The sequence below is a fragment of the Flavobacterium sp. J372 genome, from assembly GCF_024699965.1.
Taxonomy (GTDB): domain Bacteria; phylum Bacteroidota; class Bacteroidia; order Flavobacteriales; family Flavobacteriaceae; genus Flavobacterium.
Genome location: NZ_JAJOMZ010000004.1, coordinates 3300418 through 3323599, shown reverse-complemented (window position 1 = coordinate 3323599; position 23182 = coordinate 3300418). Strand labels below are relative to the sequence as shown.

Genomic DNA, 23182 nt, shown 5'->3' with positions numbered 1-23182 from the left:
GGTGACAGTACGCTTGACATTAACGTACATGATACTTACTTTGTGGTAGCTCACTTCCACCTTGTAATGGGTATATCAGCACTTTACGGTATGTTTGCCGGTATCTACCATTGGTTCCCGAGGATGTTCGGCCGTATGATGAACAAAAACCTTGGTTACATCCACTTCTGGGTAACTGCGGTTTGTGCTTACGGTATATTCTTCCCAATGCACTTTATAGGTATGGCAGGATTGCCAAGGCGTTATTATACCAATACTGCATTCCCTTTATTTGACGACCTTGCTGACGTAAACGTTATCATCACGATGTTTGCCATAATAGGTGCAGCATTTCAGCTTGTATTCCTTTGGAACTTCTTCTACAGCATATTCCGTGGTAAGCGTGCACCAATGAACCCTTGGAGGTCTAACACTCTTGAGTGGACAGCTCCGGTTGAGCATATGCACGGTAACTGGCCTGGCGAGATACCTGAAGTTTACAGGTGGCCTTATGACTATAGCAAGCCTGGCCATGATGACGATTTTTGTTCCGCAAAACGTACCAATGAAAGAAAATGAAGAGGTATTACACCATTAATACCCATCTCAATACTAAAAGAGCCCTCTTATCAGGGCTCTTTTTTATTGTTATATTGAACGTAGGTATCGTATAAATTCCTTTCTTGGTATTTCACGTGCGCCCAGGCTTTCAAGGTGCGAATTATGTACCTGGCAGTCAAGCAACCTGTAACCTTGCTTTTGTAAATCGCGTGATAATTTTATAAAGGCCACTTTGCTGGCATTTGGCATTAGTGAAAACATGCTCTCTCCAAAAAGATATGGCCCATATCAACCCCATACAAGCCGCCTACGAGTTTATCTTCATACCAGACTTCATATGACCGGGCTACACCCAATTCATGTAGCCTGCAGTAGGCATCAACCATATCATCGGTTATCCATGTGCCATCCTGGCCTTCACGCTCAACACGGCGGCAGGCTGTTATAACTTCGCGAAACGCTTTATTACAGGTAATAGTAAACATCCCCCGGTTTAGTATGTTGCGCATGCTTTTGATATTTTCAGCTCATTGAAGAAGAGTACCATCCTCTCCGGCGGGCTCCACCATAATATAGGTTCATCATCTTCAAACCAGGGAAAAATTCCGTTACGATATGCTAATAATAAACGTTCAGGGCTCAAATCGCCGCCAATGGCAACCAGGCCTTCAGGTGAGGCTTCTTCAACATTGGGAAAATATAATTCACGTGTAAGAAAGTACATATTATCTTCAGATAAAAGCTTTCAAAATTACTAATAACATGTAAAACTAAACAATAGTATGCTTTTTAATAGGTAACTTTCGAAATTTAAATATATCTATGAAAATTATAACAGGACTCATTTTCTTGATTTGCACCCAGGTGTTAGCACAAATAAATATATCAAAAGATACCCTACATCTTGAAGAAGTTGTGATTGGCAGTGACCGGCCAAAAATTAAAATTCGTACCGAAAAGCTTCGTGGTCCCTGCTATGCTGCGGAAAACATGGCTGATGCATCAGAAATTGTAACATTGGTTGACGGTTTGAAGTCCGGGTACTTAAATTCTGTTTCATTTCATTTTAACGAAATGTATTTTTTCAAAAAAGTAAAGCCTGATACCTTCCGGGATACAGATTTTGAATTGGTGATATACAATGTAAATCCTGACAATACACCTGGCGAAAAACTGATTGATGATGTGATGGTTGCCACGGTTAAAAAGGAACACAAAGGAAGCATTACACTATATCTTGCAGGGCTTGACATTCAAAGTCCTGGTAAAATCTTCATTGGCCTTAAAAGATTAGGGCAAAGAAGCGCACAAAATGAATTTTATATTGATTGCTTATGCAATGGTCATGATAAATATTTTACCATGGTCGAAAAAATTCATCAGAACAATGGATTCGAAACTGGGTATGTGCTGCTTTAAAGGTTGATGTTTCAGTGGCAAGTAAGAAGTAATAGAGAACAGTTATGTAAATATTATTTTTAACAATTAATTTGTAGTCAATATTTAACTCTTGAACGATAAATTTGGAATAATATATCGCGTAAATAATTGAACATAAGCGCGTTTATTATTTAAGAAGTTGTGTCAATTAAAAAATGTTTTCTTACATTTGCCATCCCCAAACGTTAAAATTTAATATTGATGATTAGAAAAGTACTCCTGAGGATCTGCTCCTTATCGGCGGCCTCTCTGTTTTTACAAACCTCGCTACTGCGCAAAGCCCAACCGAGGCAGCTAAAGGTTTCAATATCTTTACTGAAAACGGCCTTACTCTTATAACAAATGAAACTGAAGGCCCTGTTGCCTGCGGCGGTGACCTTACTATTAAAGGCAGCTACCAGGTGGCTATACATAATTCCGGTACCTTTACTGTAGGCGGAGTAAAAATCGGCCTGTTAGTAAATGGTAAAGTTAATTACACATCCGGAAACGCTGTTCAGGTACAGTCTAATACATACGTAAAGATTGGTAATAGCACAGGCTCTACCGTTTGGTACTATGACCAGAATAATGCCACACCTCCAATAAGGGTTACTCCTACAGCAGGAGGTTACAACGGTTCGCCCAGAATTGAGCTTCAGGCAAATTCTCCACAGCTTGGCGTAGGTGTAAACAATAATCCTGTTTTCCAGGGCGGGCTTCTTGATTTTAGTGCAGCTTTCCAGACGCTTCGCACAAAGTCTTCGGCAATCTCACAATGTGCTGCCAATGCAAATATTACAAATGCGAATGGAGCGACTATACCTCATACCAATATGCCGGGACAAATCAAAATCAATCTTGCTGATGGTATAAACTATTTTAATATTACGGGAGCAGACCTTAATGCTGTACAAAATATCATTTTCAATAACCCGCCAAGCGCTTCAAAAGTGTTGGTTATTAATGTAGATGCGGCAGGTACTTATAACTGGAATGTATGGAACCAGGGCGGCATAGGCTTCCAGAACTGTCCGTACATTTTATATAACTTTTACAATACCACACAGCTAAACATTGTATCAGGTAATGCAATTGAAGGTACAGTATTCGCTCCTTTTGCAAACGTTGATAAAAGCGGTAACCAGTCAAACCTCGAAGGGCAGGTTATTGCAAAATCGTTCATACACAGTGGCGGCGAAGTGCATTATGCAGTTTTCACACCATCTGTTACAGGTTGTGCACAGCCGGTAGGTGTTGCCCCGACAGCTAATTTTAGCATAAACAACGGCGCACTGTGCCTTGGTAATGCATTTGTGTTTACAAATACATCTCATACCGGAAATGCGGTTCAACCGGAAGCTCCGCTTTCATACCTTTGGGATTTCGGCGATGGCACTACAAGCACGGCCATGAATCCAACTAAAACATTTGCAACTGCCGGTGTGCATATGGTAAAGCTTACCGCAACAAATACTTATGGCAGCAATACAAAAACAGTATTTTTAACTGTGTACCCTGAAGTTGTTCCTGCTGTAAACCAGGCAACAGCTGCAACAGGTAACGGATCAATCACAAAGCAGTTTACGCTCACAAATGCTTCAGATTTTACTAATTATTCATGGTCAATGGCAGGCGCAGGTACAGGATTGTACACCAACCAGCCGATTGTGAATTTTACATTTACTGTAGAAGGCTACTATGAAGTAATTGTTACAGGAACTACTGCTAACGGATGTGAAAAATCAACTGTTGTTGGTGTAGTGATTGCGTCTGATGATGTAAGTACAGGTAATAATGGTGGACTTGAAAGCGAAAGCCTTGGTGATGCCTTATCAAAAAGATATGTGCAACGCAAAATGAAAAGTGTACCTACAGAATTAGTAAAGACCGATGCTATGCTTTATGACAAAGCTAAGCTGCTTGTAAAATCAAACCCTGCCGGCCGCAACGTAAACAGCCAGACGATGCTTGCAATGTTCCCGACAGAACTTGCTTCCGGAAACACATCGCACGTAACATCACCTACAGATATCCTTGACTACACTATAGCCCAGGAAGTAATAAGTGTTGACTTTGAAATAGCCGGCAAAACTAAAGCTGTTGTACTTGGGGTAAGAACGAGAGATAAGGTATATAACCATACCAAAGCATCATGTGACAGGCTTCGCGGCGCCGAAATACTTACCGTAAAAGCAGTACAGATTGAAGGCTATAATTTCCTGATGCAGGCAATAAAACAACGCACAGGTATTGTTGAATATGCTATATCATTTGCTGTTGCAAAAAATAATAACGACACTAAGTATACACTGCAGTCTAACTGGTTTGTGAAGGATTATGCAATCATGAATGATATGTATAACTTCCAGGTTTGGGCTACAAATCCTGAAAGCACAGAGAAACTCGTTACAGATATACTGCACAACCTTCAAAATTTCATCCCGGTACAGCAAACAGAAGTACAAAGGATGCCGAAGACCTATGCATCTAAAGTGTCAAGGGAAGGGACAGATATGGTTATTAACCTGAAAAGTGCTGAAGCAGGGCAGAACATTGAGGTTGTTACTGAAGAAGTATATAGCGAAACTAATGGTTATGCCATGAGATATAACCCACTGACTTCTGAAATGACGCAGACGCTTCGTATCGATATCAAAGATGGTTATGAGTATGATGGGCTTATAAAAGTGGAAGGAATTACCCAGGATGCATTTTATCATGCTGACGGTAACTGGGGCCTTGACTATGACGGCGCTAACACCATAATAAAGTCTTACACAGTATCAAATGACTTCGACAGAGTATATAACGAGAACGAGTATGCTATACACAGGAATGTAAAATTGCAGGCGCATAGCAACCAAGACTATCTTACCCTATACAAATCATTGCTTCCTGGCCATTTGCCCGCTAATTATACTGATTATAAATTCCTTTCGTTCAAAGCCAAAGGTAGCGGCCTGCTTGAAATTGGCCTGGTAAAAGCCGGTATTACAGAATGGAAACACCAGTACAAAGCTGTGATAAATGTGCGTAACAAAGAAGAAGTTTATTACATACCATTCAGCTTCATGAAATCGATTGCAAGTAACCAGCAATTGACTGCTGATGACCTTACAATGATTACGTACACATTCTTACCAGTACAGGCTGGGACTAATGACCTTGACCTGACAATAGAAGACGTTAAATTTACCCAGACAGCCCGTGAAGGTTATGAGGAGTTGCTAAACTCAATGGTTAACCAGTTTGTAATGTTCCCTAACCCGTTTCAAGGTAATATCAACTGTTTGCTTTATAGCGAGGTTACAACAACTGCTAAAGTTACGGTACATGACATTACCGGCAAGCTGGTACATACAGCAGCTGTTAACCTGGAAGAGGGAAGGAATGAGCTTAACTTTGATTTCAGCCACCTTAACTCAGGTATGTTCTTCTTTAACGTTGACAGCGGTAACGTGAATTACGGTACATCAAAAATCGTTATAAAATAGTTGTAATGTAGATTATGATAAAAGGCTGCCAACAGGCAGCCTTTTTATTTATATAGTTGCAGAGAGGAAGGGATTCGAACTTATCTTTAGATAGCGATTATACGCTGGGCTTTTCATGCTTTCATTTGGCTTGCACCACGAATGTACCACAAATTCGATTCTATTATTCTTTCCCTTCAAATATCTTAAATAGCCACCACAAGATTACGACTATTAGTATGTACACAGTTCAAGAACTAAATCAAATATATAAATAAATTTCTTCATTTAAGAATTTAAGAAGAGTATACATATATTAAACAATCTTTAACCTATAAATTAATAAGCAATATAGCGACTGAACACATAATTGAGTTTTTCAGTTGCTAATATTTTTCCGTACATTTCCTGAAAATAATTCTTGTAGTAGTAATATCAGACATTATAAAGTCCGTGTGGACAACATCAAATGGTTAAGAGAATCTATCTTCATTCTATGTGTACCGAATGACGCTCAAACTTACCGATGAAATATTTGCGCTTTGTTACTTCTCGTCTACAGTAGTTGAATTTCTTATACAAAATTAAAATTTGCGCCAGTAACTATATTATATGTGGATAATACTCTTAACAATTATCGTTGAAAACATCCTTACTATATTGCAGGAACGTTGAGGATCATCCTCCATATAAAATTCAAAGAAGACTGTAATATGCTAACAGCGAAAATATATCGAATTCCCACCATAAATTTGCTATAAAGCAAAGCGATGATTATAAAATCATCTGTCTCAAGGATTCAGCAGTAATTGCCTTTAGGAAAAGCAGCAGCATGAAGTTTAAGATTCTGACAAAAAAAGTAACACCTTACTAACTTAGGTCTATCTTCTATCTTTTGCCTGAACCGTTACGTGCATTACACCATTTAAATTTTAAAATGAAATAAGTTATAAATCTATTTGAGTTATATTTACTACATAAGAAACACGATAAATATATGGGCAAACCATTCCATAAAGAATTAGAGAAATTAAATGATACTTACAGGTGGGCTTTAAATACGACTATTCCAAATCTTGATGATATGCTACAAGACCTGCTTGAGCATCCCACGTATGTCATAGGAAGTGGAGGTTCGTCATCGGCTTGTGAATTATTTGCTTTACATCAACAAAATCTGGGTTCCATAGCTAGGAATATTACTCCCCTCGAACTACAATATATTAAGAACGCTATTGATAGTAAAACTGTGACCGTGTTGATTAGTGCTGGGGGCAGAAATTCAGATATTCTTGCAGCATTTGACACGCTAATTTCAAACGAGCCTAGAAAAATCCTTTCCTTATGCCTCACGATAGACTCTCCCCTTGCAAGGAAAAGTAAGGCATTTTCTGTGACCAGAATATTGGAAGTTGAAAACATAGCGGGTAAGGATGGATTCCTGGCTACGAACTCTTTGATTGCTTACTTTGTAATAATCTCCAGGATATTCCACATCAAGCCTGAAATTAGAAATTTAATTCCCAACCAGGATTTTCTTGCTAAGGTCGGCAATTTCGTTTCCCAGCTCTATCCTGATTTTACCCTTTTAGTTTTGTATGCCGGCTGGGGTAAGCCGGTAGCAATAGATCTTGAATCAAAATTTTCAGAAGCGGGATTAGGAAATGTGCTGGTCGCTGACTATAGAAATTTTGGTCATGGAAGACATAACTGGATCGATAAGAAGAAAAGTCAAACAGCAATTATAAGCATAACAACCCCTGATGAAAAAAATCTGGCAGACAAAACCTTAGCCTTAATTCCAAATGACATACCTGTATTTCATTTAAGTACAGAATATAACTTATCAGATGGGAGTATTGATCTGTTAGCTAAATCATTCTATCTGGTTGAAGCCATTGGCCAAAGAAAAAAATTGATCCCGGAAGACCGGGAGTTCCATCCTATGGAAGCAAACTTTACCATTTAAAATCTGGTAAGATAAATTCATCTACAACTACTAGTTATAAGGCCGAATTAGCGCTACAAAGGAAGTTTGGTAAAATAAATCACTCATTGACGGATGGAATTAATACCTTACTCTTCCAATCATATGAAGAGTTCGTGACCAAGATACGGAAAGCGAAATTTCATGGACTACTATTGGACTATGACGGTACTTTATGTTCATCAGAAGAGCGCTTTACCGCTCCACGTAAAGAAGTCACTGACAAATTAATTCAATTTATTGAGAGAGGTATTTACCTTGGTGTGATTACTGGACGTGGAAAATCAGTTCGTGAAAGCCTGCAATCTGTCCTCCCTGAAGAATTTTGGAACCATGTAACTATCGGCTATTATAACGGTTCACAAATTGGACTTTTGACCGACTCACAACTCCCCCTTAAAGAAAATGAAGACGAACTATTTCAGGAAATATCCAGCGCATTGAGCAATAATCCTATTATTCAAAAATTCTGTAAACTTGATTTACGAAGCGGACAACTAACAGTCTCGATTATCGATAAGGGCAATACCAATATAATTAAGAGAATTTTGATGGACTATACTAAAAACAAATTCAGGTTCAAAGTTCAGGTTTTAGAGTCGAGCCATTCTATTGATATCATCTCTGCTAAAACAAGTAAGAACAACGCAATTGAACATTTCCGTAATATGTTCGCAGATCAAAAAGAAATCGGAAATTTCTTGTGCATCGGCGACATGGGCAAATACCCAGGGAACGACTATCAACTACTATCTAATGAATTTTCCCTAAGTGTCAATGAGGTATCTGCCGATCCATATACCTGCTGGAATTTAGCGTCAAAAGGAGTTAACTGCGTAGAAGCAACCTTAGAGTACTTTAATGCTATTGAGTTCAAAGATAATTTCTTCAAAATAAAATTTTCACTATGAGAACTGCTCTCGCTGAGAAATTGCTAATACAAATTATGGGTTGGACCTTAGATGAAGTCTCCACGGAGAGACCGCTATTGCAATCTTTGGCGAACTTTAAATATAACGAGTATCAACAATTTTCACCTGGTATTCGTTTCGTTGAAAGTTTAGTACTATGGTTAAAACAATTTGAAAGCAATGAAGAAAAAAGAATAGCTTATAAGTTTTTCCTCGAAGAGTTAATTTTCATCTCCAATTCAGAAGTTTTTCATTTATTAAGTATATCCTTTCCAGATATAATTAATCCTATTTTAATTAAAAAGGCTGCTAAGCAGGCTAATATTGACAGTTATCATATAAAGAAGATCGTAGGTAGTCCCGAATACAAGAAGGTGAGCAAACAAACGCTCTATATCGGACTAAGTGATGGAAGCAAGATCGATCAATTTAGAAGGGCCTGCAATATAAATAATGAGCAGGTCTCGAGCACCTACCAGATAAATTACGAAAAGGCACAAGATATGTTGGGAGAGTTAAATAAGGACAGCCCAGAGAACAATAAATTCAATTCCATCTTCCTTATTGATGACTTTACGGCAAGTGGCATCAGTTATTTTAGGGCGAATGAGAAAAAGGGAAAGATTTATAAATTTTTAAAATCTATATATGGAAATCCGGAAGATGAAACTGAAAAAGAAAAAAATCTTAAATCAATCCTAGACCTGAACGGTTTAGAAATTCATATACTTTTTTATATAGCTACCGAAGAGTCAATACAATTATTAAAAGAAGCTACCAGTCAATGGAAAACCGAAAATAATCTAACTGTTGATATCACTGTGCAGGCAGTGCAATTGATCAGTGGTGACATTAAAAGGAACATTATAGAAAAAGATGGGTTTTTAAATATTTTAAAGAAATATTTTGATGATACGGTGATAGATAGGCATTTTAAAATGGGGAGACATGAACATCCATATTTAGGATTCAACGAATGTTCTTTACCTTTGGTGCTCTCGCATAACGCACCCAATAATTCACTGCCAATCTTGTGGCTACCTGATGATAAAAAATATAGAGGACTATTCCCACGAGTATCAAGACATAAACAATGAGTAATTACAGAAATCCATTTCGAATGCGCGCCTCCGAAAAAATTGAATCTGATTCAAGTTTTCTGAGGTTATACAGTTCCATTGTCATTGATACGCTAATTGAAAAGGAACAAAAAAATGAACTTTGGGAGAATATTTACTTTATACACAGCTCTCCAGGAGGTGGTAAGACCTCGCTGCTTAGGATATTTCAGCCTAACACTTTGCTAACTTTATTAAATCACAGGTCGAATAAGACATACAAAGATCTATTTAACTCATTAAAAAAAATAAAGGTTGTAACTGACGATGCAATACCACTACTTGGCGTGTTTTTAACCTGCGCAAGGAACTATTCAGTTTTGGAAGACATTAACGCTGAAAGCTCTCAAAAGAGACGACTGTTCTTTGCGTTGTTGAATGCACGAATTATTATGTCCACATTACGGGGAATAATAGCTTTAAAAAAAGCGCAATTTCCGGAAAATCTGAAAGACATTAGTTTTACACATAACAACGAACAAAATTACTTTTTGGATTTGCAACTCCCTTGCACTGGAGATGTCTTATTCGAATGGGCCAGAAAAATAGAAGAAAAAGTTTATGAAGCACTAGATAGTTTTGCCCCTTTATCCGAAATCCAGCCCAAAGGGCATAGCGAACTATTTTCTATCTTGGTCTTAAGTCCTGAAAACCTGCAATATTCAGGTGAAGCTGCATGCGAAAAAATTCTTTTTATGCTTGACGATGCTCATAAACTGTCACCTTCGCAAAGAAAAATAATTAAAGAATATCTTATCGAGGCAAGGAGTTCCGCTAATGTTTGGATAGCTGAGCGCCTAGAGGCTTTAGAACCGGACGAAAATTTGCCACTGGGAGCTTTCCAAGGCAGAGATTTTAAAGAAATTAACCTCGAACAATTTTGGAGAGACAATCCTAAAAAATTTGAAAAACATTCTGCTAAATATTGCAGATAAAAGATCAAAATTATCTAATGAGGTCCAGATCGATTCCTTCCAAGATTACATACAGACAGATCTTGACGAAAATGAATATGAAGCCAACTTTTTAAAATCTATTAGTGATTCAAGGGAATACCTATCCAAAATCACCTCCATAACAAATCGTTATGATGACTGGATTAGTTATGCAGATGATATTACAGGCACACCATATGAAATGTCTCAAAAATTAAAGGCAATTCAAATAATTATCTCTAGAGATTCTAACAAATCACAATTAACATTCGATTTTCCACTTTCAGTCGCTGATATTAAGGATAAAATCAACTCTACCATTAATAGTGCAGCTGAATTATTTGTAGCTAAAGATTATAGTATCCCCTATTATTATGGTATTGATAAGATGGTAAAGTTGTCTTCTGCAAATATTGAACAATTTATAAATTTTGCTGCGGGCTTGTTCGAAGAGATACTTTCCAGAAATGTTGTGGGCGAAGAGTTGATCATAAAAGCACAAAGGCAAGAAGAAATCATTAAGAAACTTACAGATGAAAAATGGACAGAAATTAGCAAGATTGTTCCATTTAGTAAATCTGTCATAAAGTTTTTAATAGCTTTCGGGGAGATGGCTCATAAAGAGACATATAAGATGAACGCGCCCTACGCTCCCGGAGTTACAGGTATTGGTATTAAACTTAATAAAACACCCAGTCTTATAGACGAAGAGCCCTGGATTACAAACCAAAGGTTTGATTTGCTCAGAAATGTATTATCTTCTTGCGTAGCCTATAATTTAATAGAAATTGAGACGGATGTAAATCAAGGTAAAAAAGGAGATAAGTGGATGGTAATGTATTTGAATAGGTGGTTATGTAATAAATATAACCTACCCTACACCTATGGCGGCTGGCGTCCCAGAACGCCAGACGATTTATTAAAAATAATAATTTAAGGTAAATGGAAAGAAAGCTACGCTGGGATCCCTATGTGATGATTAAAAATAATGAATTTGATTCTTTTTTTTCACAGCACCTGCCCAAAGCGAACCAGGCGCTTTACATCATGGGTAAAGGTTTTGATAGCCGCATGAATCTCGCTATAAAAAAAATTCAAGAACTTCAAGTTGATACTAAAATCGACTGTTTGCTCGTTGAATATGACCAAGGCAGGACGTCGTCCGCGACCAACTATAAACAGTTGGTGGAAACAAATCTTGACCTTTTAAAAAGTGTTTTGGGAGATAACAAGCTTACCACAAAAACTATAAAGATGTGGGAAGGTAAAGGGAGAAATAAACGCAAAATTGCCTCGAGACAGGCATCAGATAACATTATTTCCACATTTGAAGATATAAAAGATTATCCAACTGTAATAGTTGATATAAGCTCAATACCCAGAAGTATTTACTTTTCACTCATAGGCAAGATAATGTTTCTTATCGATAGGGATGAAAATGAGCTTAAGAAAAACTTTATAATAATCGTTGCAGAGAATTCGGCGCTTGATGGTAACATTCAGGGTAAAGAGGTTGAAACCGATTTAGACTACAGCCGAGGATTTGGTGGCGGCTTGGATCTGTCGCACGATTCTCCAGTCATTTGGCTGCCAATTTTAGGAGAAAATAAAAATGCACACATCGACAAGGCTTTTCGCTTTATCGACCCAGATGAATTATGTCCCATATTACCTTTCCCGTCTAAGAACCCGCGTCGTGGTGACAATATGATTATCGAATATCACAAATTGCTGTTCGAAGAGCTTTTGGTCGAACCTCAAAAATATAATGTATGTTTCGGAACAAAATCCATTTGATACATACAGAAAAATATGCTCTACCATTGCCAGATATAAGGAGTCAATGCAATCACTAGGTGACTGCAGAGCGGCAATTAGCACTTTTTCAAGTAAGCTATTATCCATTGGAGCTTTATTAGCTGCTTATGATTTAAATCATCCCATTAACAACGAACCTAAAATTGGTGTGGGTGTTGTCAATGTGGATTCGCCGGATTATGAAATTTTAGATTTAAATTCTTTAGAGGAAAGTGCACAAAATAGCGAACTTTTTGTAATTTGGCTCACTGGAGAGCCATACCATGAATAGTATAAGAAAAAGCACACAAAACAAATCTATCGCTGTAGGAGCAGGTCTAGTTGCCCTTGACGTCATCGTTAATGGTAGCCCATCTACTCCTGCGAAATTATGTGCAGGTGGCTCATGCGGTAATGTCTTAGCAATCCTATCATTCTTAGGCTGGTCTTCAAACCCGATTGCGAGGTTGAACGACAACTCTGCCGCTGAAAAACTTCTATATGATTTCGCTAATTTTTCAATCAATACAGAGTTGATTTCTATGACTGATGATGGAGTTACACCTATTATTATCCATAGGATTCTCAAAGATGGAGATGGAAAACCAAAGCATAAATTTGAATTTAAAATACCTCAAACCAACATATGGCTACCGTCTTACAAGCCAGTGTTAGCATCGTCCGTGAAAGACATAATTTCTAAAAAGAGATCATGCAATGCGTTTTACTTCGACAGAGTCAACAGATCATCCATTGAGTTAGCTAAATATTATAAAGGTTTAGGCGCTGTCATTGTATTTGAACCCTCTTCGATTGTCGATAATAAGCAATTTAAGGAATGCCTGTCGATTTCAGACATTGTAAAATTTTCCAAAGACAGGATTTCAAACTACGAAACCTTATATCCCGAACCAAATGCTCCTTTGGAAATTGAAACATTAGGTGAAGATGGGCTGAGATTTAGAATTAAGAATAGAAACAATAATAAATGGATGTATAATCCAGCATATAAGTTAGATAATTGGACCGATAGTGCAGGAGCCGGAGACTGGTGTACCGCAGGAATTATAAACGAACTAGCATTTGATGGTGCGAATTCGTTTTATAATGCAAGTACGGAAGAAATTCAACAATCTCTAAAAATCGGACAAATTTTAGGTGCTATTAATTGTCTATATGATGGTGCTCGGGGTGCCATGTACAATCTGGATCTGAAGTCTGTTACTACTATGGTAGATTGCATATTGCATAATATTTCTTACAAGACCAATATCCATAGCTCGCATATTGATATTCTAACTATCAATGACTTCTGTTTCGAATCCATTTTATAGTTATTCGGAGGCTTCTATCTTACAGGAATCTTTTTTATCGGCCCTGTTGTCAGATGTTGAAATAGTTACTATGACGTTTATTAGGCCCGCAACTATTACGACAATTACCGGCAGCCAAATTTTCCAACGATCAGCCCGCTCCTTTTGACGGTCATGTAATTCTATTGCAATTTCAATCAGTTTTTTTATTAATTCTAGTGGGACATCACGTACTCCCTTTTCATTTCTATCAATAACATGCCTCGCTATCAGCGAAATCCCATATTCGACAGTCTGATCTGCTCTAAAAAATTCTGGGTGAGAGATTGCGATGTTAGTCCATGATTCAGCAGATTTTGGTTTGCCATTCAGCTCTTCTCTCAAACCATTTTCTCCTCGATGCCCCCTTTTGTCTAGTGCCAAAACTTGAATCAAAGCAATTATATCAGCTAATCTACCTTCCTGTAGATACGGCCTCCGAATATCCATAAGTATTGTGTTAGATTTTATATAAACCCAAATCTATAACTTTTTAGAAAACAAAGTGAATAATTTCATATTCAGAGTTGCTTAGAATGGGAAAATATTCGAACCTGCATTTATTTAATGCACCTTAAATAGCCTTTCAAATTCGATTGTTACAGCATCATAAATGCACCACATATTTAAATTCCATTGGTATATATAAAATTTCGTCTTGCAAGACAAGTTTTTAGTAAACAATTCAATACATTTAAAAAATCTGGGCTTAATATTCAACTGCCAATCCACGTCTCTATAAATGAAAAAACGTAAAACGTACGACCGTAATTTTAAATTTAACGCCGTCAAATTAGGGGTTGAAAGAGGTCTCCATAAAGTTTCAAAAGAGTTAGGTATACCATCTTCAAATATATACAGCTGGCAAAAGGAACTCCAAGAATTTGGAACGGGAAGTTTTTGCGGAAGTGGTTATTTTAAAAACCCCGAACAAAAAAGAATTTTCGACCTTAAAAAAAAACTGGAAGAATTGAAACTTCAAATTGAAATTTTTAAGAACGCAAATGAGCATATCGCTGCGGGGAAACCTATGATCTTCCACTTTATTGAGGACAATCTGGACAGGTACCCATTATGGAAAATGTGTAAAGCATTAGGAATATTGACAGGAACCTATCATAAATGGAAAAGCCAGGCAAAATCTCCAAGGCAACGACAGAGTCTTATATTGGAACAAGAAGTAACTGCAATATTTTATGAGTACAAACAGCGCTATGGCAATATAAGAATTTCGGAAGAATTAAAAAGCCGGGGCATTAAATTATCACCGGCTCAGGTTACCTTTTTACATGAAAAAATTAGGCCTTGTGAGTAAGCTAAGCACCAGCAATAAATCCAAGTATAGTTCACCATTTATTCCTTACAATCCCTGTATTTTTCCTAACATTCTAAACCGGCAATTTAACGCTGAAAAACCTGATCAGGTTTGGGTCTCGGCTATAACGAGCATTCAAACAGTAACAGGACTTTTATTCCTAACAATTATCATGGACTTATATGACCGGAACATTATTGGATGGAGCCTCAGCGACAGACTAACGATAAAAGAAACGTCGATGCCAGCTTGGGAAATGGCCGTTCAGGGTCGTACAATAGAGAAAGAATTACTATTCCATTCAGACAGAGGACCACAGTATGCGAATAAAGCATTTACCCGTAAACTAGCCTCATATAAATGTATTAAGCGCAGTATGAGCCGGAAGGGAAATTATTTAGATAATGCTATACCAAGGAACTTTTTTACCTCCCTTAAGTCTGAACTTGTACAATCAGACGATCCTGTGACAAAAAAACAAATTGAAGAAGCATTGATAGCCTCCTCCAGAAATTGCTCCAAATAAACTTATAGGGTATAAATCAACACCTTTCAGATGATAAAAAAAATATGACCGTGCTTTTAAGGAGCATGCTGTTAAATTAAGTTATGAACGAGGCAAGGGACAAATTGTCGTTATTGAACGAGAACTCGGAATTACACCGAGTTGCCTGAACAGATGGCGGCAGGATTTTGAAAAATATGGGGCAGGAAGTTTCTGCGGGACAGGTTATTTAAAATTAACACCCAACCAATCTGTAATTACTGAACTCGAAAATAAAATTAAAGACTCAGAAGTTGCTCTGGAAATTTTAAAGCGAGGCACCGGATCTGTTACTCAGGGAAAAATAGCAACCAAACAATTCATTGAAGAAAATAAAGGTAAATTTTCAATTTTAAAAATGTGTGCGGTATTGGGCGTGTCGAGAACTACCTATTACCGCAGGAAGAAACAGGAATTATCGGATACAGAATCCCGAATAATTTTACTCAAACAAGAGATTGTCTCCATATTTAATGAACATAAGCAAACTTATGGATGCAGAAAAATTACAAAAGAGCTTCACAAGCGGGGATTTAAGATACAGAGTGCGCAGGTTACCAGTTATATGAGAATGCTTGGCCTACGTTGTAAAACCAAGAGGAAGTATAAGCCGACCACCGATTCAAATCACAACCATTATACATTTCCTAATGTTCTAAACAGGCAATTTACAGTTGATGCGCCCGCCAAGGCATGGGTTTCAGACATCACATATATCCAAACGGTAAGAGGTTTCGTATATCTAACTATTATTATGGACTTGTTTGATAGAAAAATTATTGGATGGAATCTAAGTAATGGAATGACAACTAAAGAAACTACTTTGCCTGCTTGGGAAATGGCGGTTAAAAACAGAAAAATCACGAAGGATTTGATTTTTCATTCCGATAAAGGGGTTCAATATGCAAATAAGATTTTCTGTAAGGCTTTAAATGCTCACAAGTTTGTCAGGCAGAGTATGAGCCGCAAACAAAACCATAATGATAATGCGGTCTGCGAAAGTTTTTTCAGGTCTTTTAAGTTGGAATTACTTAATGGAAGTACGCTATTGACCAGAAACCAGTTAAGAGCGGAAGTATATGAATACATTGAAAATTGGTACAATAAAAAACGGAGGCATTCTTTTTTAGGTTATAAGACCATCGAAGAATACGACCAAATAAATAATGTAATTTAAGCTTTAAAAATTTCATTATAATTGAAAGAGTTTTGCCCTGAAAAGATAGCAGAGGGGAAGGGATTGAAACTTGCCATCTTAAACTCGCAATTTTTGCTAAGCTTTTATGTATACTAAACTTGCTGCGCCATGAATGCGCCACAAATTTAGTATTATCCTTCTATTCCTAATAGTATCTAAATCGTTATCCACAAGATAGCGACCTCTTTATAGTACACAATTCTAATGAACTGATTACAAAGGTACAAAAATATATTCAGTAATCAAGTTAACCTTACATTGAAGAATTGTGATCAGTACTTTTTACAGTTGCGCTTTTCAATACAGCTTTCGTTACTTCCCTTTTCACCCAGCCTTAAATGCCTGTATGCTTCTGTCTCATTTCAGGAGCAAAGGTAACTCCGTGTCCTTAACGCATGCGCAAGGTCAAGCCTTCGGTTTGTCAAAAAATCTCCAGCCCTTCGGGTAGTATTTTATGGCAAAACCCCGCGCCTGCTAAACACTCACCTTTTTATGCTCATGAAACGAAACATAGCATACTCCGGCTCTTTAAACGAATAAAAAAAATGTCAGAAATGAAGATCAATAGTATTACAACCGGCAACAGAGTGAAACAAAACAGCTCCTCCTCTCATTGCCGAATAAATAAAAATTTAAAAAAAGTAAAACTTCAAAATTTCAGAAATCATGAACATCATCGGAAGACTGACAGCAGATGCGCAGGTGCGTACACTGTCAAACAGCAAAGAGGTAGTAAATTTTTCAATAGCGACAAACGAGAGCTACCGCAACAAACAGGGCGAACGTGTAGAGCAAACCACCTACTTCGACTGCGCCTATTGGCTAAGTGCGAAGGTTGCCAAGATACTCACAAAAGGCACGCTCGTGGAACTGACAGGCAGGGTAAGCGCCAAGTCTTGGATAGGCAAAAATGGTGAGGCTCACGCAGGGCTTAATTTTAATACAGCCCGAATAAAACTGCATCTCGGGGTAAAGAAAGCCGAAACGGCAGAGCCTGAACGCGAAGCGGAAAATATCGAAGTCGCAACCTACGAAACCGTAAGCGGTAACGATGACCTACCATTCTAACATTCATCAACATTAAAATTTCAATATCATGGGACATAATTTGAATTTCAACGAGAGGACAGGAAAGTACAGCTTTTTTAGCGTACAGGAAAAAGCATGGCACGGATTGGGGCAAACCGTTCAGGAATATCCGACAAGCGAGGAAGCCATCAGGCACGCAGGACTGGATTACGAAGTAATTAAAGCACCGCTGTACACCACAGGAACGGGTATTATCGAAACTGAAGATACTATGGAAATCAGGGATAAGGAAATCATAGTGCCAAACTATTTTGCTAACATCCGAGGAGACAACAACGCCGTGTTGGGCGTAGTGGGAAAAGACTATCACATCGTCCAGAACCGTGATGCCTTCGCATTTTTTGATGCGATTGTAGGCGGTGGCGATGGCATTCTGTACGAGACTGCAGGAGCTTTGGGAAATGGAGAGCGCATTTTTATAACCGCTAAATTTCCAGACTATATCCGAGTAGGAAAAGGCGAAGACGTTACTGAAAAATACATCTTCCTGACCACCTCGCACGATGGCAGCGGAAGTATAACAGCTGCATTTACACCCATTAGGATTGTATGCCAAAATACCCTGAACGCATCGCTCCGCAGTATGAGCAATGTAGTACGCATCAAGCACACTTCAGGGGCTAAGCAACGTTTGGAGAACGCCCACAAAGTCATGGGTTTGGCGAACAACCTGAGCGACCAATTGCAGGACATTTTCAACAACTGGACAAAAGTAAAAGTATCGGACAGCGAAGTGAAAAAACTGATACAGCTTGCGCTTTGCCCTAATTCGGAAACATTTGACCTGCTCAAAAAAGGGGCTGAAGATGAACTTTCGACTGTCTTTAAAAACACGGTAGAAGATGCTTTTGCCTACGCTATGATGAGCGACACCCAACAAATGGACACTACCAAAGGAACATTGTTTGGGGCATACAATGCCGTGACGGGCTACTATCAGAACGTGAGAAGCTACAAAAGTGATGAAGCCAAACTGCAATCCATTGTGATGGGCGGTACTGCGCAGATGAAATCGCAAAAGGCTTTTGAACTCTGTACCTCATTCCAAAAAATCGGGACGGACGTATTCAATTTCAATTAAGGGTAACCACAGGCGACCGCCTGTAACGGGCGGTTGCCTTTAAATCAAAAGTTATGGCAAATATGTGCAGTAATACGGTTGCTTTTCAGGGGAAACCTGAAACAATCAAAAAAAATACAAAAGCTATTTGAAAGGATGGCTGAAAAGGAGGATAAGGAACAGATGGGACAGCTTCCCGACTTTACTACGATTGATACGGGATACTTCTTTGATATCTATTGGAATGAGGGCGATACAGGCGAATTCCAGTATCAAACAAGGTGGTCGCCAAACCTTGAAATATTGGAACAGATTGCCGACCACTATAAAGTCAATTTTGTAGTGGACTACGAAGAAAGTGGCAATCTTGTCTATGGCAGGGCAACCTACGAAGGAGGGGAACTTACCGACATCTATTTGGAAAACGAAGATTTTGACACGTATCAATTTGACGAGGACACCGACACGTATCATTTTGAGGGCGAAACTTATGAAAGCGATTGCGAGATTTTAGAAACCTTGCTTGAGCGAAGGATTAATAAGCACAAATGATGAAAGGTACCGCAATGACAGTAACAGATTTGCACGGTTGCCCAATCGAGGTGACTGACCTTACTGAAGCGATAAGTCAATGCTTCCAATATAAGGAATACTGATACGAAGACTGCATTTACTCTGACTTTGATAAGCGAAGGCGAGCCTATTGGCAGGATTTATATGAGAAACTGGTAGGTATCCAAAATAATAGTAAATAAAAATATCATGGCAACAACTAATTTTTTTAATCAGATAGCACAGATGGAAATCACAGGCGATTTACACCTGACCATTTCAAAAGGGGCAGAAGGTAATTTAATTGTAGCGGTAATGCTTCAAAACGATACCTGCGGGGATAAGGCGAAGAATAGCATTCCGCCCCTTAATCTCCGTGGAACTTCCCAAGAACTTGACGAAGGTTTCTTTGAGAAGATTACCGTACCCATCGAAACCGCATCGGGCTTGATGGTGGATATGGAAGGCTTTATGAAGCAACTGGAAGAAGCCAAAAAGAACTCCGCAATGGAAAAAGAAAAAGCAGATAGGGAAAAGAAAGTTAAAGAAGAAAAGGAAAAGAAATTCAGAGAAGCAATGGCGAAAGCTGACGAGCTTGAAAAAGAAGGAAAATTTCGTGAGGCATGGTCAAAAGTGCCTAACCCTGCCGACTATCCCGAACAGGCAGAAACCATCCGTAAGCGCAAAAAGAACTTTCAGATAAATTTTCAGGCCCGAGCCTTTTCGGAACCGATCAAGAAACTGTATAACCGTAAACTTCAACATCATGTTATTAGCCACGCAATTAGAACGAGTATTTATACTTAATGATAAAGGGCAGGAAGTCAGGCTATCCGACCCTGAACCAAAATGGAGTGTAGAAGCGGTAATGAATTTTTACGCCACTACCTATCCGATATTGACGACCGCAAAGGTATCTGCACCGCAGATCAAGGATGATACGGTACAGTACCGTTTTGAAAGTGTAATGGGAACGAAAGGTTAACCTTCAATTTAATCCTATGAACTATGCAACGCAACATCATATCGGGCATTATCCAAGCCCGTCAGCAAACCACGCAAATCCAACTGCACCAGCAATTAGGAGGGTTTACAGATTGGATGCAGAGGCCGAAGGATGCCAACGAAATACAAAAAGACAGGTTGAGAGCCGTGCCGATAGCGATGCTACCGATGGTTTTCTAAAATCTGCCTTCCTGCCGAAACTGCAACAGGCAGAAGCTGTACAGGCTGACAGGAAATCCGCAAAAATGGAATGTGATTTTTATAAGTCGTTATCCCAACTGGCGCAACACTACGGTATAGAGCCAATGCCATCACGGCAATACGGCTATCCTTATAATATTGCATTGGCATTGGATGATATTGAACTGCAATTGCGCAATAGTGTCAGGGATTGGGAGCAGATACATCTTATACAGGATAGCGCTAAAACCTATTTTGTAAGCGAGGAACGTTATAATACAGGTTCAACCCTGTACTATATACCTATCCTACCGCTATACCGATTATCCAAGAACCCAAAACGCAAACAGGTTACCGAACTCCTGCAATCGGTATGCGCTTATCTGTACCACATTGCCGATGTACCTTATTACCGACAGGAAAACAGTTACCTGTTTTGGATGTATGAAATGGTAACGGAGTGGGTCACCTGTGATGATGAAAACGAGGATACACCGACTTACTTGGAAGAGATTACGCAAGCACAATGGATTGGCGATACTATGGAGCGTAAAATTTTCAACCATCAAAATTTAAGCAGGTTTAAAGAACGCTTGGATAAATTCAAAAGCGAAGACAGCTTTGAACATGATTGCTTTATGCTCGCATCCGAAGCCTTCGCCCTTTACGAGCAGTACCCAGATATTGCCTTTTACCGAAATGCGCAACCTAATACCGTTGCAGAGGAAGACGATTTTGAAAACATCGTTTCAATGGATAAGTATGTTTCCTTTTGTGCTGAGGCTAAGGGATTATTGTTCCAAACGCTTTTTGACAGCGTGAATAATGAATTGCAGGAATACGGGCAGATGCAAGAGCCTGTGATAGAAAAACGGTTTGATGGTGCAACTGTTACCTGCGATACGCTTGATTTTGAGAACCGTCTGTTTTCGCTTATTGAAGAACTAATTTATATACTGAACAGCTTTTAATTAATTTGTCATGGAAGATATAACGCAAAATTTCGGAACGCTTTACCATCCCGTGTCCGCATTGGTCATCTACCAAACCAAAGGAACCAACAGGGCTACCTATGTTGAGCATTTTGACATGGACAGGAACGGTAATCCAATAAATGCCCATCCGCTTACGGAAAGGGAAGCAAAAGCACTTGCAAAAGCGCTCAATACCGAAAAGGAAAAAAGCAAGGCTTTCCTTAAGTCCGAAGGAATATTACCCACCAATGTTTTGTATATCAATCCTACCGATAAGGGTGCGGTAATGTGGTTTACCAAGTCAAGGAAAACAAAGTTGTTTTTTGCAGATAAACTTGATATGGCAAATGGTACTGCGGAAGTACCCGCTTTGCTTTGGTATGCCAACAAACACAGCCTGACGCTTTTCGCCCTTGCGACGAACCGAAGACCGAACGGGAAAACAGCATTATACCACGCACCCTTTTTCAATGTGTACGAAAGCGGCAACGTCTGTATGGGTACGGTAAACATAAATATTAAAAACTCCGCTTCAGTTGATGAATTTACATCTGCTTGGGAAAGCTACTTTTTTAACAGCTATTTCAGCCATTTAGTAAATGAGCACAATCCTGTTATCGGGAATTGTGTAAGCCTATGGAAAGAACTTATCGCCACAGGGAAAGCCTTCCCCAATGAAGTATTGAAAAAAACCAACAGGACAATAAAAAATATACTGCCATGAATACTGAGAAAATGAAAGTCCATTTTACGGACAACAGCCTTTTAAACCCGACTAATCCAGTAACGGTAAACGTCATTGGTGCGGGAGGCACAGGTTCAAAAGTAATTATCGCACTGCTGGAAATGAACCATAGCCTGATTGAATTGGGCCATGCAGGTCTATTGGTCAGATTATGGGATGATGACACGATAACCCATGCCAATTTGGGAAGGCAACGATTTGCAGAATGTGAGGTAGGATTACACAAATCCGTAGCTATCATTAACCGTGCGAACCGATGGGCAGGTACTAATTGGAAAGCGGAAACATCCAAGTTTGAAATAGCAAGTTTTGACAAGCTGCCTGACCATGCAAGGGCAACTATTTATATTTCCTGCGTAGATACCGTACAAGCCCGTTTTACTATTGCTGAAATAATTCAGAAGGCAAGCAAAGGCAATGCCTATTCAAACCGCCCGCTTTACTGGCTTGATTTCGGAAACAGCCAGAACACAGGGCAGGTAATACTATCTACAATAGGAGCTGTACGTCAGCCCAATTCGGAGAAATACGAGACAGTGGCAAGCCTGCCATTTGTTACAGAGGAATTTGGCGATTTGCTGAAAGCGTCGGAACAGTCGGATGATACGCCAAGTTGCAGTTTAGCCGAGGCACTCGCAAAACAGGATTTATATATCAATTCGTCCTTGGTACAGATGGGTTGCTCCCTGCTGTGGGGCATGTTCCGCAATGGGTTGACACCCTACAGGGGCTTTTTCCATAACCTGAAGGATTTTACCACAAACCCTTTAAAAATAGCCTGATTGCAAAATCCGGCGGCAAAAAGACAGCCCCTGAAAGATCAGGACAGTCTTTTTGCTCATGCAATGAATGCAACCTATTTGATCAAATCCACCGTGCGGTTTTAATCAAAAAAGTTGCGGTCTTGTTTCGTGGGATATTCATTATCCCATGCTGCATTTTAGCGGACTTCTTTTCTTCCAATTGCGGCCAAGAAAAGATTCTG

20 protein-coding genes and 4 pseudogenes are annotated in these 23182 nt (G+C 38.9%); 22 read left to right on the top strand and 2 right to left on the bottom strand.

The window, feature by feature from the left end:
* Window positions 1-577: pseudogene (locus LRS05_RS16315) on the top strand (cbb3-type cytochrome c oxidase subunit I); the annotation flags it as partial.
* 50 nt (window positions 578-627) lie between these two features.
* On the opposite strand, the pseudogene aat reads toward LRS05_RS16315, so the two are convergent.
* Window positions 628-1264: pseudogene (aat, locus tag LRS05_RS16310) on the bottom strand (leucyl/phenylalanyl-tRNA--protein transferase).
* Window positions 1265-1362: 98 nt separating this feature from the next.
* Here aat and LRS05_RS16305 point away from each other — a divergent pair.
* The 10 genes from LRS05_RS16305 to LRS05_RS16260 all read left to right on the top strand — a co-directional run bounded on the left by LRS05_RS16305 (window position 1363) and on the right by LRS05_RS16260 (window position 13517).
* Window positions 1363-1959, top strand: a complete 597-nt coding sequence (locus LRS05_RS16305) for a hypothetical protein (RefSeq protein ID WP_257869212.1) — start codon at window positions 1363-1365, stop codon at window positions 1957-1959.
* A gap of 248 nt (window positions 1960-2207) precedes the next feature.
* Window positions 2208-5456, top strand: a complete 3249-nt coding sequence (locus LRS05_RS16300) for a collagen-binding domain-containing protein (protein ID WP_308224993.1) — start codon at window positions 2208-2210, stop codon at window positions 5454-5456.
* A 976-nt stretch (window positions 5457-6432) separates the two neighbouring features.
* Window positions 6433-7404: an SIS domain-containing protein gene (locus tag LRS05_RS16295; RefSeq protein WP_257869211.1), complete on the top strand. Its 972-nt coding sequence runs from the start codon at window positions 6433-6435 to the stop codon at window positions 7402-7404.
* A gap of 86 nt (window positions 7405-7490) precedes the next feature.
* Complete coding sequence (locus LRS05_RS16290; RefSeq protein WP_257869210.1) at window positions 7491-8333, top strand: HAD family hydrolase; 843 nt, start codon at window positions 7491-7493, stop codon at window positions 8331-8333.
* Window positions 8330-9430 (top strand): hypothetical protein, encoded by a 1101-nt coding sequence (locus LRS05_RS16285; RefSeq protein WP_257869209.1) that lies wholly within the window; start codon window positions 8330-8332, stop codon window positions 9428-9430. The genes LRS05_RS16290 and LRS05_RS16285 overlap by 4 nt, the downstream gene beginning before the upstream one ends.
* Window positions 9427-10386, top strand: a complete 960-nt coding sequence (locus LRS05_RS16280) for a hypothetical protein (protein ID WP_257869208.1) — start codon at window positions 9427-9429, stop codon at window positions 10384-10386. The genes LRS05_RS16285 and LRS05_RS16280 overlap by 4 nt, the downstream gene beginning before the upstream one ends.
* Window positions 10355-11323, top strand: a complete 969-nt coding sequence (locus LRS05_RS16275; protein WP_257869207.1) for a hypothetical protein — start codon at window positions 10355-10357, stop codon at window positions 11321-11323. The genes LRS05_RS16280 and LRS05_RS16275 overlap by 32 nt, the downstream gene beginning before the upstream one ends.
* 5 nt (window positions 11324-11328) lie before the next feature.
* Window positions 11329-12183: a hypothetical protein gene (locus tag LRS05_RS16270; RefSeq protein WP_257869206.1), complete on the top strand. Its 855-nt coding sequence runs from the start codon at window positions 11329-11331 to the stop codon at window positions 12181-12183.
* Complete coding sequence (locus LRS05_RS16265; RefSeq protein ID WP_257869205.1) at window positions 12155-12475, top strand: hypothetical protein; 321 nt, start codon at window positions 12155-12157, stop codon at window positions 12473-12475. Before LRS05_RS16270 ends, LRS05_RS16265 begins: the two co-directional genes overlap by 29 nt.
* Window positions 12468-13517 (top strand): hypothetical protein, encoded by a 1050-nt coding sequence (locus tag LRS05_RS16260; protein WP_257869204.1) that lies wholly within the window; start codon window positions 12468-12470, stop codon window positions 13515-13517. The genes LRS05_RS16265 and LRS05_RS16260 overlap by 8 nt, the downstream gene beginning before the upstream one ends.
* Here LRS05_RS16260 and LRS05_RS16255 read toward each other — a convergent pair whose 3' ends face one another.
* Entirely contained in the window at window positions 13518-13985 is a 468-nt protein-coding gene (locus LRS05_RS16255) for a hypothetical protein (protein ID WP_257869203.1), read from the bottom strand.
* A 292-nt stretch (window positions 13986-14277) separates the two neighbouring features.
* Here LRS05_RS16255 and LRS05_RS16250 point away from each other — a divergent pair, with 292 nt between their 5' ends.
* From LRS05_RS16250 to LRS05_RS16200, 11 genes and pseudogenes are all read left to right on the top strand, one after another.
* Window positions 14278-14850 carry a transposase gene (locus LRS05_RS16250; RefSeq protein ID WP_257869202.1) on the top strand — a complete coding sequence of 191 codons (573 nt, stop codon included), beginning with the start codon at window positions 14278-14280 and terminating at the stop codon, window positions 14848-14850.
* Window positions 14825-15376 (top strand): DDE-type integrase/transposase/recombinase, encoded by a 552-nt coding sequence (locus LRS05_RS16245; protein WP_257869201.1) that lies wholly within the window; start codon window positions 14825-14827, stop codon window positions 15374-15376. The genes LRS05_RS16250 and LRS05_RS16245 overlap by 26 nt, the downstream gene beginning before the upstream one ends.
* Window positions 15377-15413: 37 nt before the next feature.
* A pseudogene (locus LRS05_RS16240) lies at window positions 15414-16571 on the top strand (IS3 family transposase); the annotation flags it as partial.
* A 687-nt stretch (window positions 16572-17258) separates the two neighbouring features.
* A complete protein-coding gene (locus LRS05_RS16235; protein ID WP_223053774.1) occupies window positions 17259-17660 on the top strand; it encodes a single-stranded DNA-binding protein in 402 nt (133 codons plus the stop codon).
* Between the two features lie 28 nt (window positions 17661-17688).
* Window positions 17689-18762, top strand: coding sequence for a DUF932 domain-containing protein (locus LRS05_RS16230; RefSeq protein ID WP_223053775.1), 1074 nt, complete (start codon window positions 17689-17691; stop codon window positions 18760-18762).
* A gap of 135 nt (window positions 18763-18897) precedes the next feature.
* Window positions 18898-19293: a hypothetical protein gene (locus LRS05_RS16225; protein ID WP_257869200.1), complete on the top strand. Its 396-nt coding sequence runs from the start codon at window positions 18898-18900 to the stop codon at window positions 19291-19293.
* Between the two features lie 210 nt (window positions 19294-19503).
* Window positions 19504-20042 (top strand): annotated as a pseudogene (locus LRS05_RS16220) (PRTRC system protein E).
* Between the two features lie 17 nt (window positions 20043-20059).
* Window positions 20060-20278, top strand: a complete 219-nt coding sequence (locus LRS05_RS16215) for a PRTRC system protein C (RefSeq protein WP_223053778.1) — start codon at window positions 20060-20062, stop codon at window positions 20276-20278.
* Window positions 20279-20294: 16 nt separating this feature from the next.
* A complete protein-coding gene (locus tag LRS05_RS16210) occupies window positions 20295-21449 on the top strand; it encodes a hypothetical protein (RefSeq protein WP_223053779.1) in 1155 nt (384 codons plus the stop codon).
* A 10-nt stretch (window positions 21450-21459) separates the two neighbouring features.
* Window positions 21460-22176, top strand: coding sequence for a prokaryotic E2 ligase family D protein (locus tag LRS05_RS16205; RefSeq protein ID WP_223053780.1), 717 nt, complete (start codon window positions 21460-21462; stop codon window positions 22174-22176).
* A complete protein-coding gene (locus LRS05_RS16200; RefSeq protein WP_223053781.1) occupies window positions 22173-22979 on the top strand; it encodes a PRTRC system ThiF family protein in 807 nt (268 codons plus the stop codon). Before LRS05_RS16205 ends, LRS05_RS16200 begins: the two co-directional genes overlap by 4 nt.
* The last annotated feature ends 203 nt before the right edge of the window (window positions 22980-23182 follow it).

What these genes read in the sequence shown, in the direction of transcription:
- LRS05_RS16260 (WP_257869204.1), top strand. Translation starts at nt 12,468, where the DNA reads ATGAATAGTATAAGAAAAAGCACACAAAACAAATCTATCGCTGTAGGA.
- LRS05_RS16255 (WP_257869203.1), bottom strand. Translation starts at nt 13,985, where the DNA reads ATGGATATTCGGAGGCCGTATCTACAGGAAGGTAGATTAGCTGATATA.
- LRS05_RS16235 (WP_223053774.1), top strand. Translation starts at nt 17,259, where the DNA reads ATGAACATCATCGGAAGACTGACAGCAGATGCGCAGGTGCGTACACTG.
- LRS05_RS16205 (WP_223053780.1), top strand. Translation starts at nt 21,460, where the DNA reads ATGGAAGATATAACGCAAAATTTCGGAACGCTTTACCATCCCGTGTCC.
- LRS05_RS16295 (WP_257869211.1), top strand. Translation starts at nt 6,433, where the DNA reads ATGGGCAAACCATTCCATAAAGAATTAGAGAAATTAAATGATACTTAC.
- LRS05_RS16305 (WP_257869212.1), top strand. Translation starts at nt 1,363, where the DNA reads ATGAAAATTATAACAGGACTCATTTTCTTGATTTGCACCCAGGTGTTA.
- LRS05_RS16285 (WP_257869209.1), top strand. Translation starts at nt 8,330, where the DNA reads ATGAGAACTGCTCTCGCTGAGAAATTGCTAATACAAATTATGGGTTGG.
- LRS05_RS16200 (WP_223053781.1), top strand. Translation starts at nt 22,173, where the DNA reads ATGAATACTGAGAAAATGAAAGTCCATTTTACGGACAACAGCCTTTTA.
- LRS05_RS16245 (WP_257869201.1), top strand. Translation starts at nt 14,825, where the DNA reads ATGAAAAAATTAGGCCTTGTGAGTAAGCTAAGCACCAGCAATAAATCC.
- LRS05_RS16230 (WP_223053775.1), top strand. Translation starts at nt 17,689, where the DNA reads ATGGGACATAATTTGAATTTCAACGAGAGGACAGGAAAGTACAGCTTT.
- LRS05_RS16210 (WP_223053779.1), top strand. Translation starts at nt 20,295, where the DNA reads ATGAACTATGCAACGCAACATCATATCGGGCATTATCCAAGCCCGTCA.
- LRS05_RS16250 (WP_257869202.1), top strand. Translation starts at nt 14,278, where the DNA reads ATGAAAAAACGTAAAACGTACGACCGTAATTTTAAATTTAACGCCGTC.
- LRS05_RS16270 (WP_257869206.1), top strand. Translation starts at nt 11,329, where the DNA reads ATGGAAAGAAAGCTACGCTGGGATCCCTATGTGATGATTAAAAATAAT.
- LRS05_RS16280 (WP_257869208.1), top strand. Translation starts at nt 9,427, where the DNA reads ATGAGTAATTACAGAAATCCATTTCGAATGCGCGCCTCCGAAAAAATT.
- LRS05_RS16265 (WP_257869205.1), top strand. Translation starts at nt 12,155, where the DNA reads ATGTATGTTTCGGAACAAAATCCATTTGATACATACAGAAAAATATGC.
- LRS05_RS16215 (WP_223053778.1), top strand. Translation starts at nt 20,060, where the DNA reads ATGTTATTAGCCACGCAATTAGAACGAGTATTTATACTTAATGATAAA.
- LRS05_RS16225 (WP_257869200.1), top strand. Translation starts at nt 18,898, where the DNA reads ATGGCTGAAAAGGAGGATAAGGAACAGATGGGACAGCTTCCCGACTTT.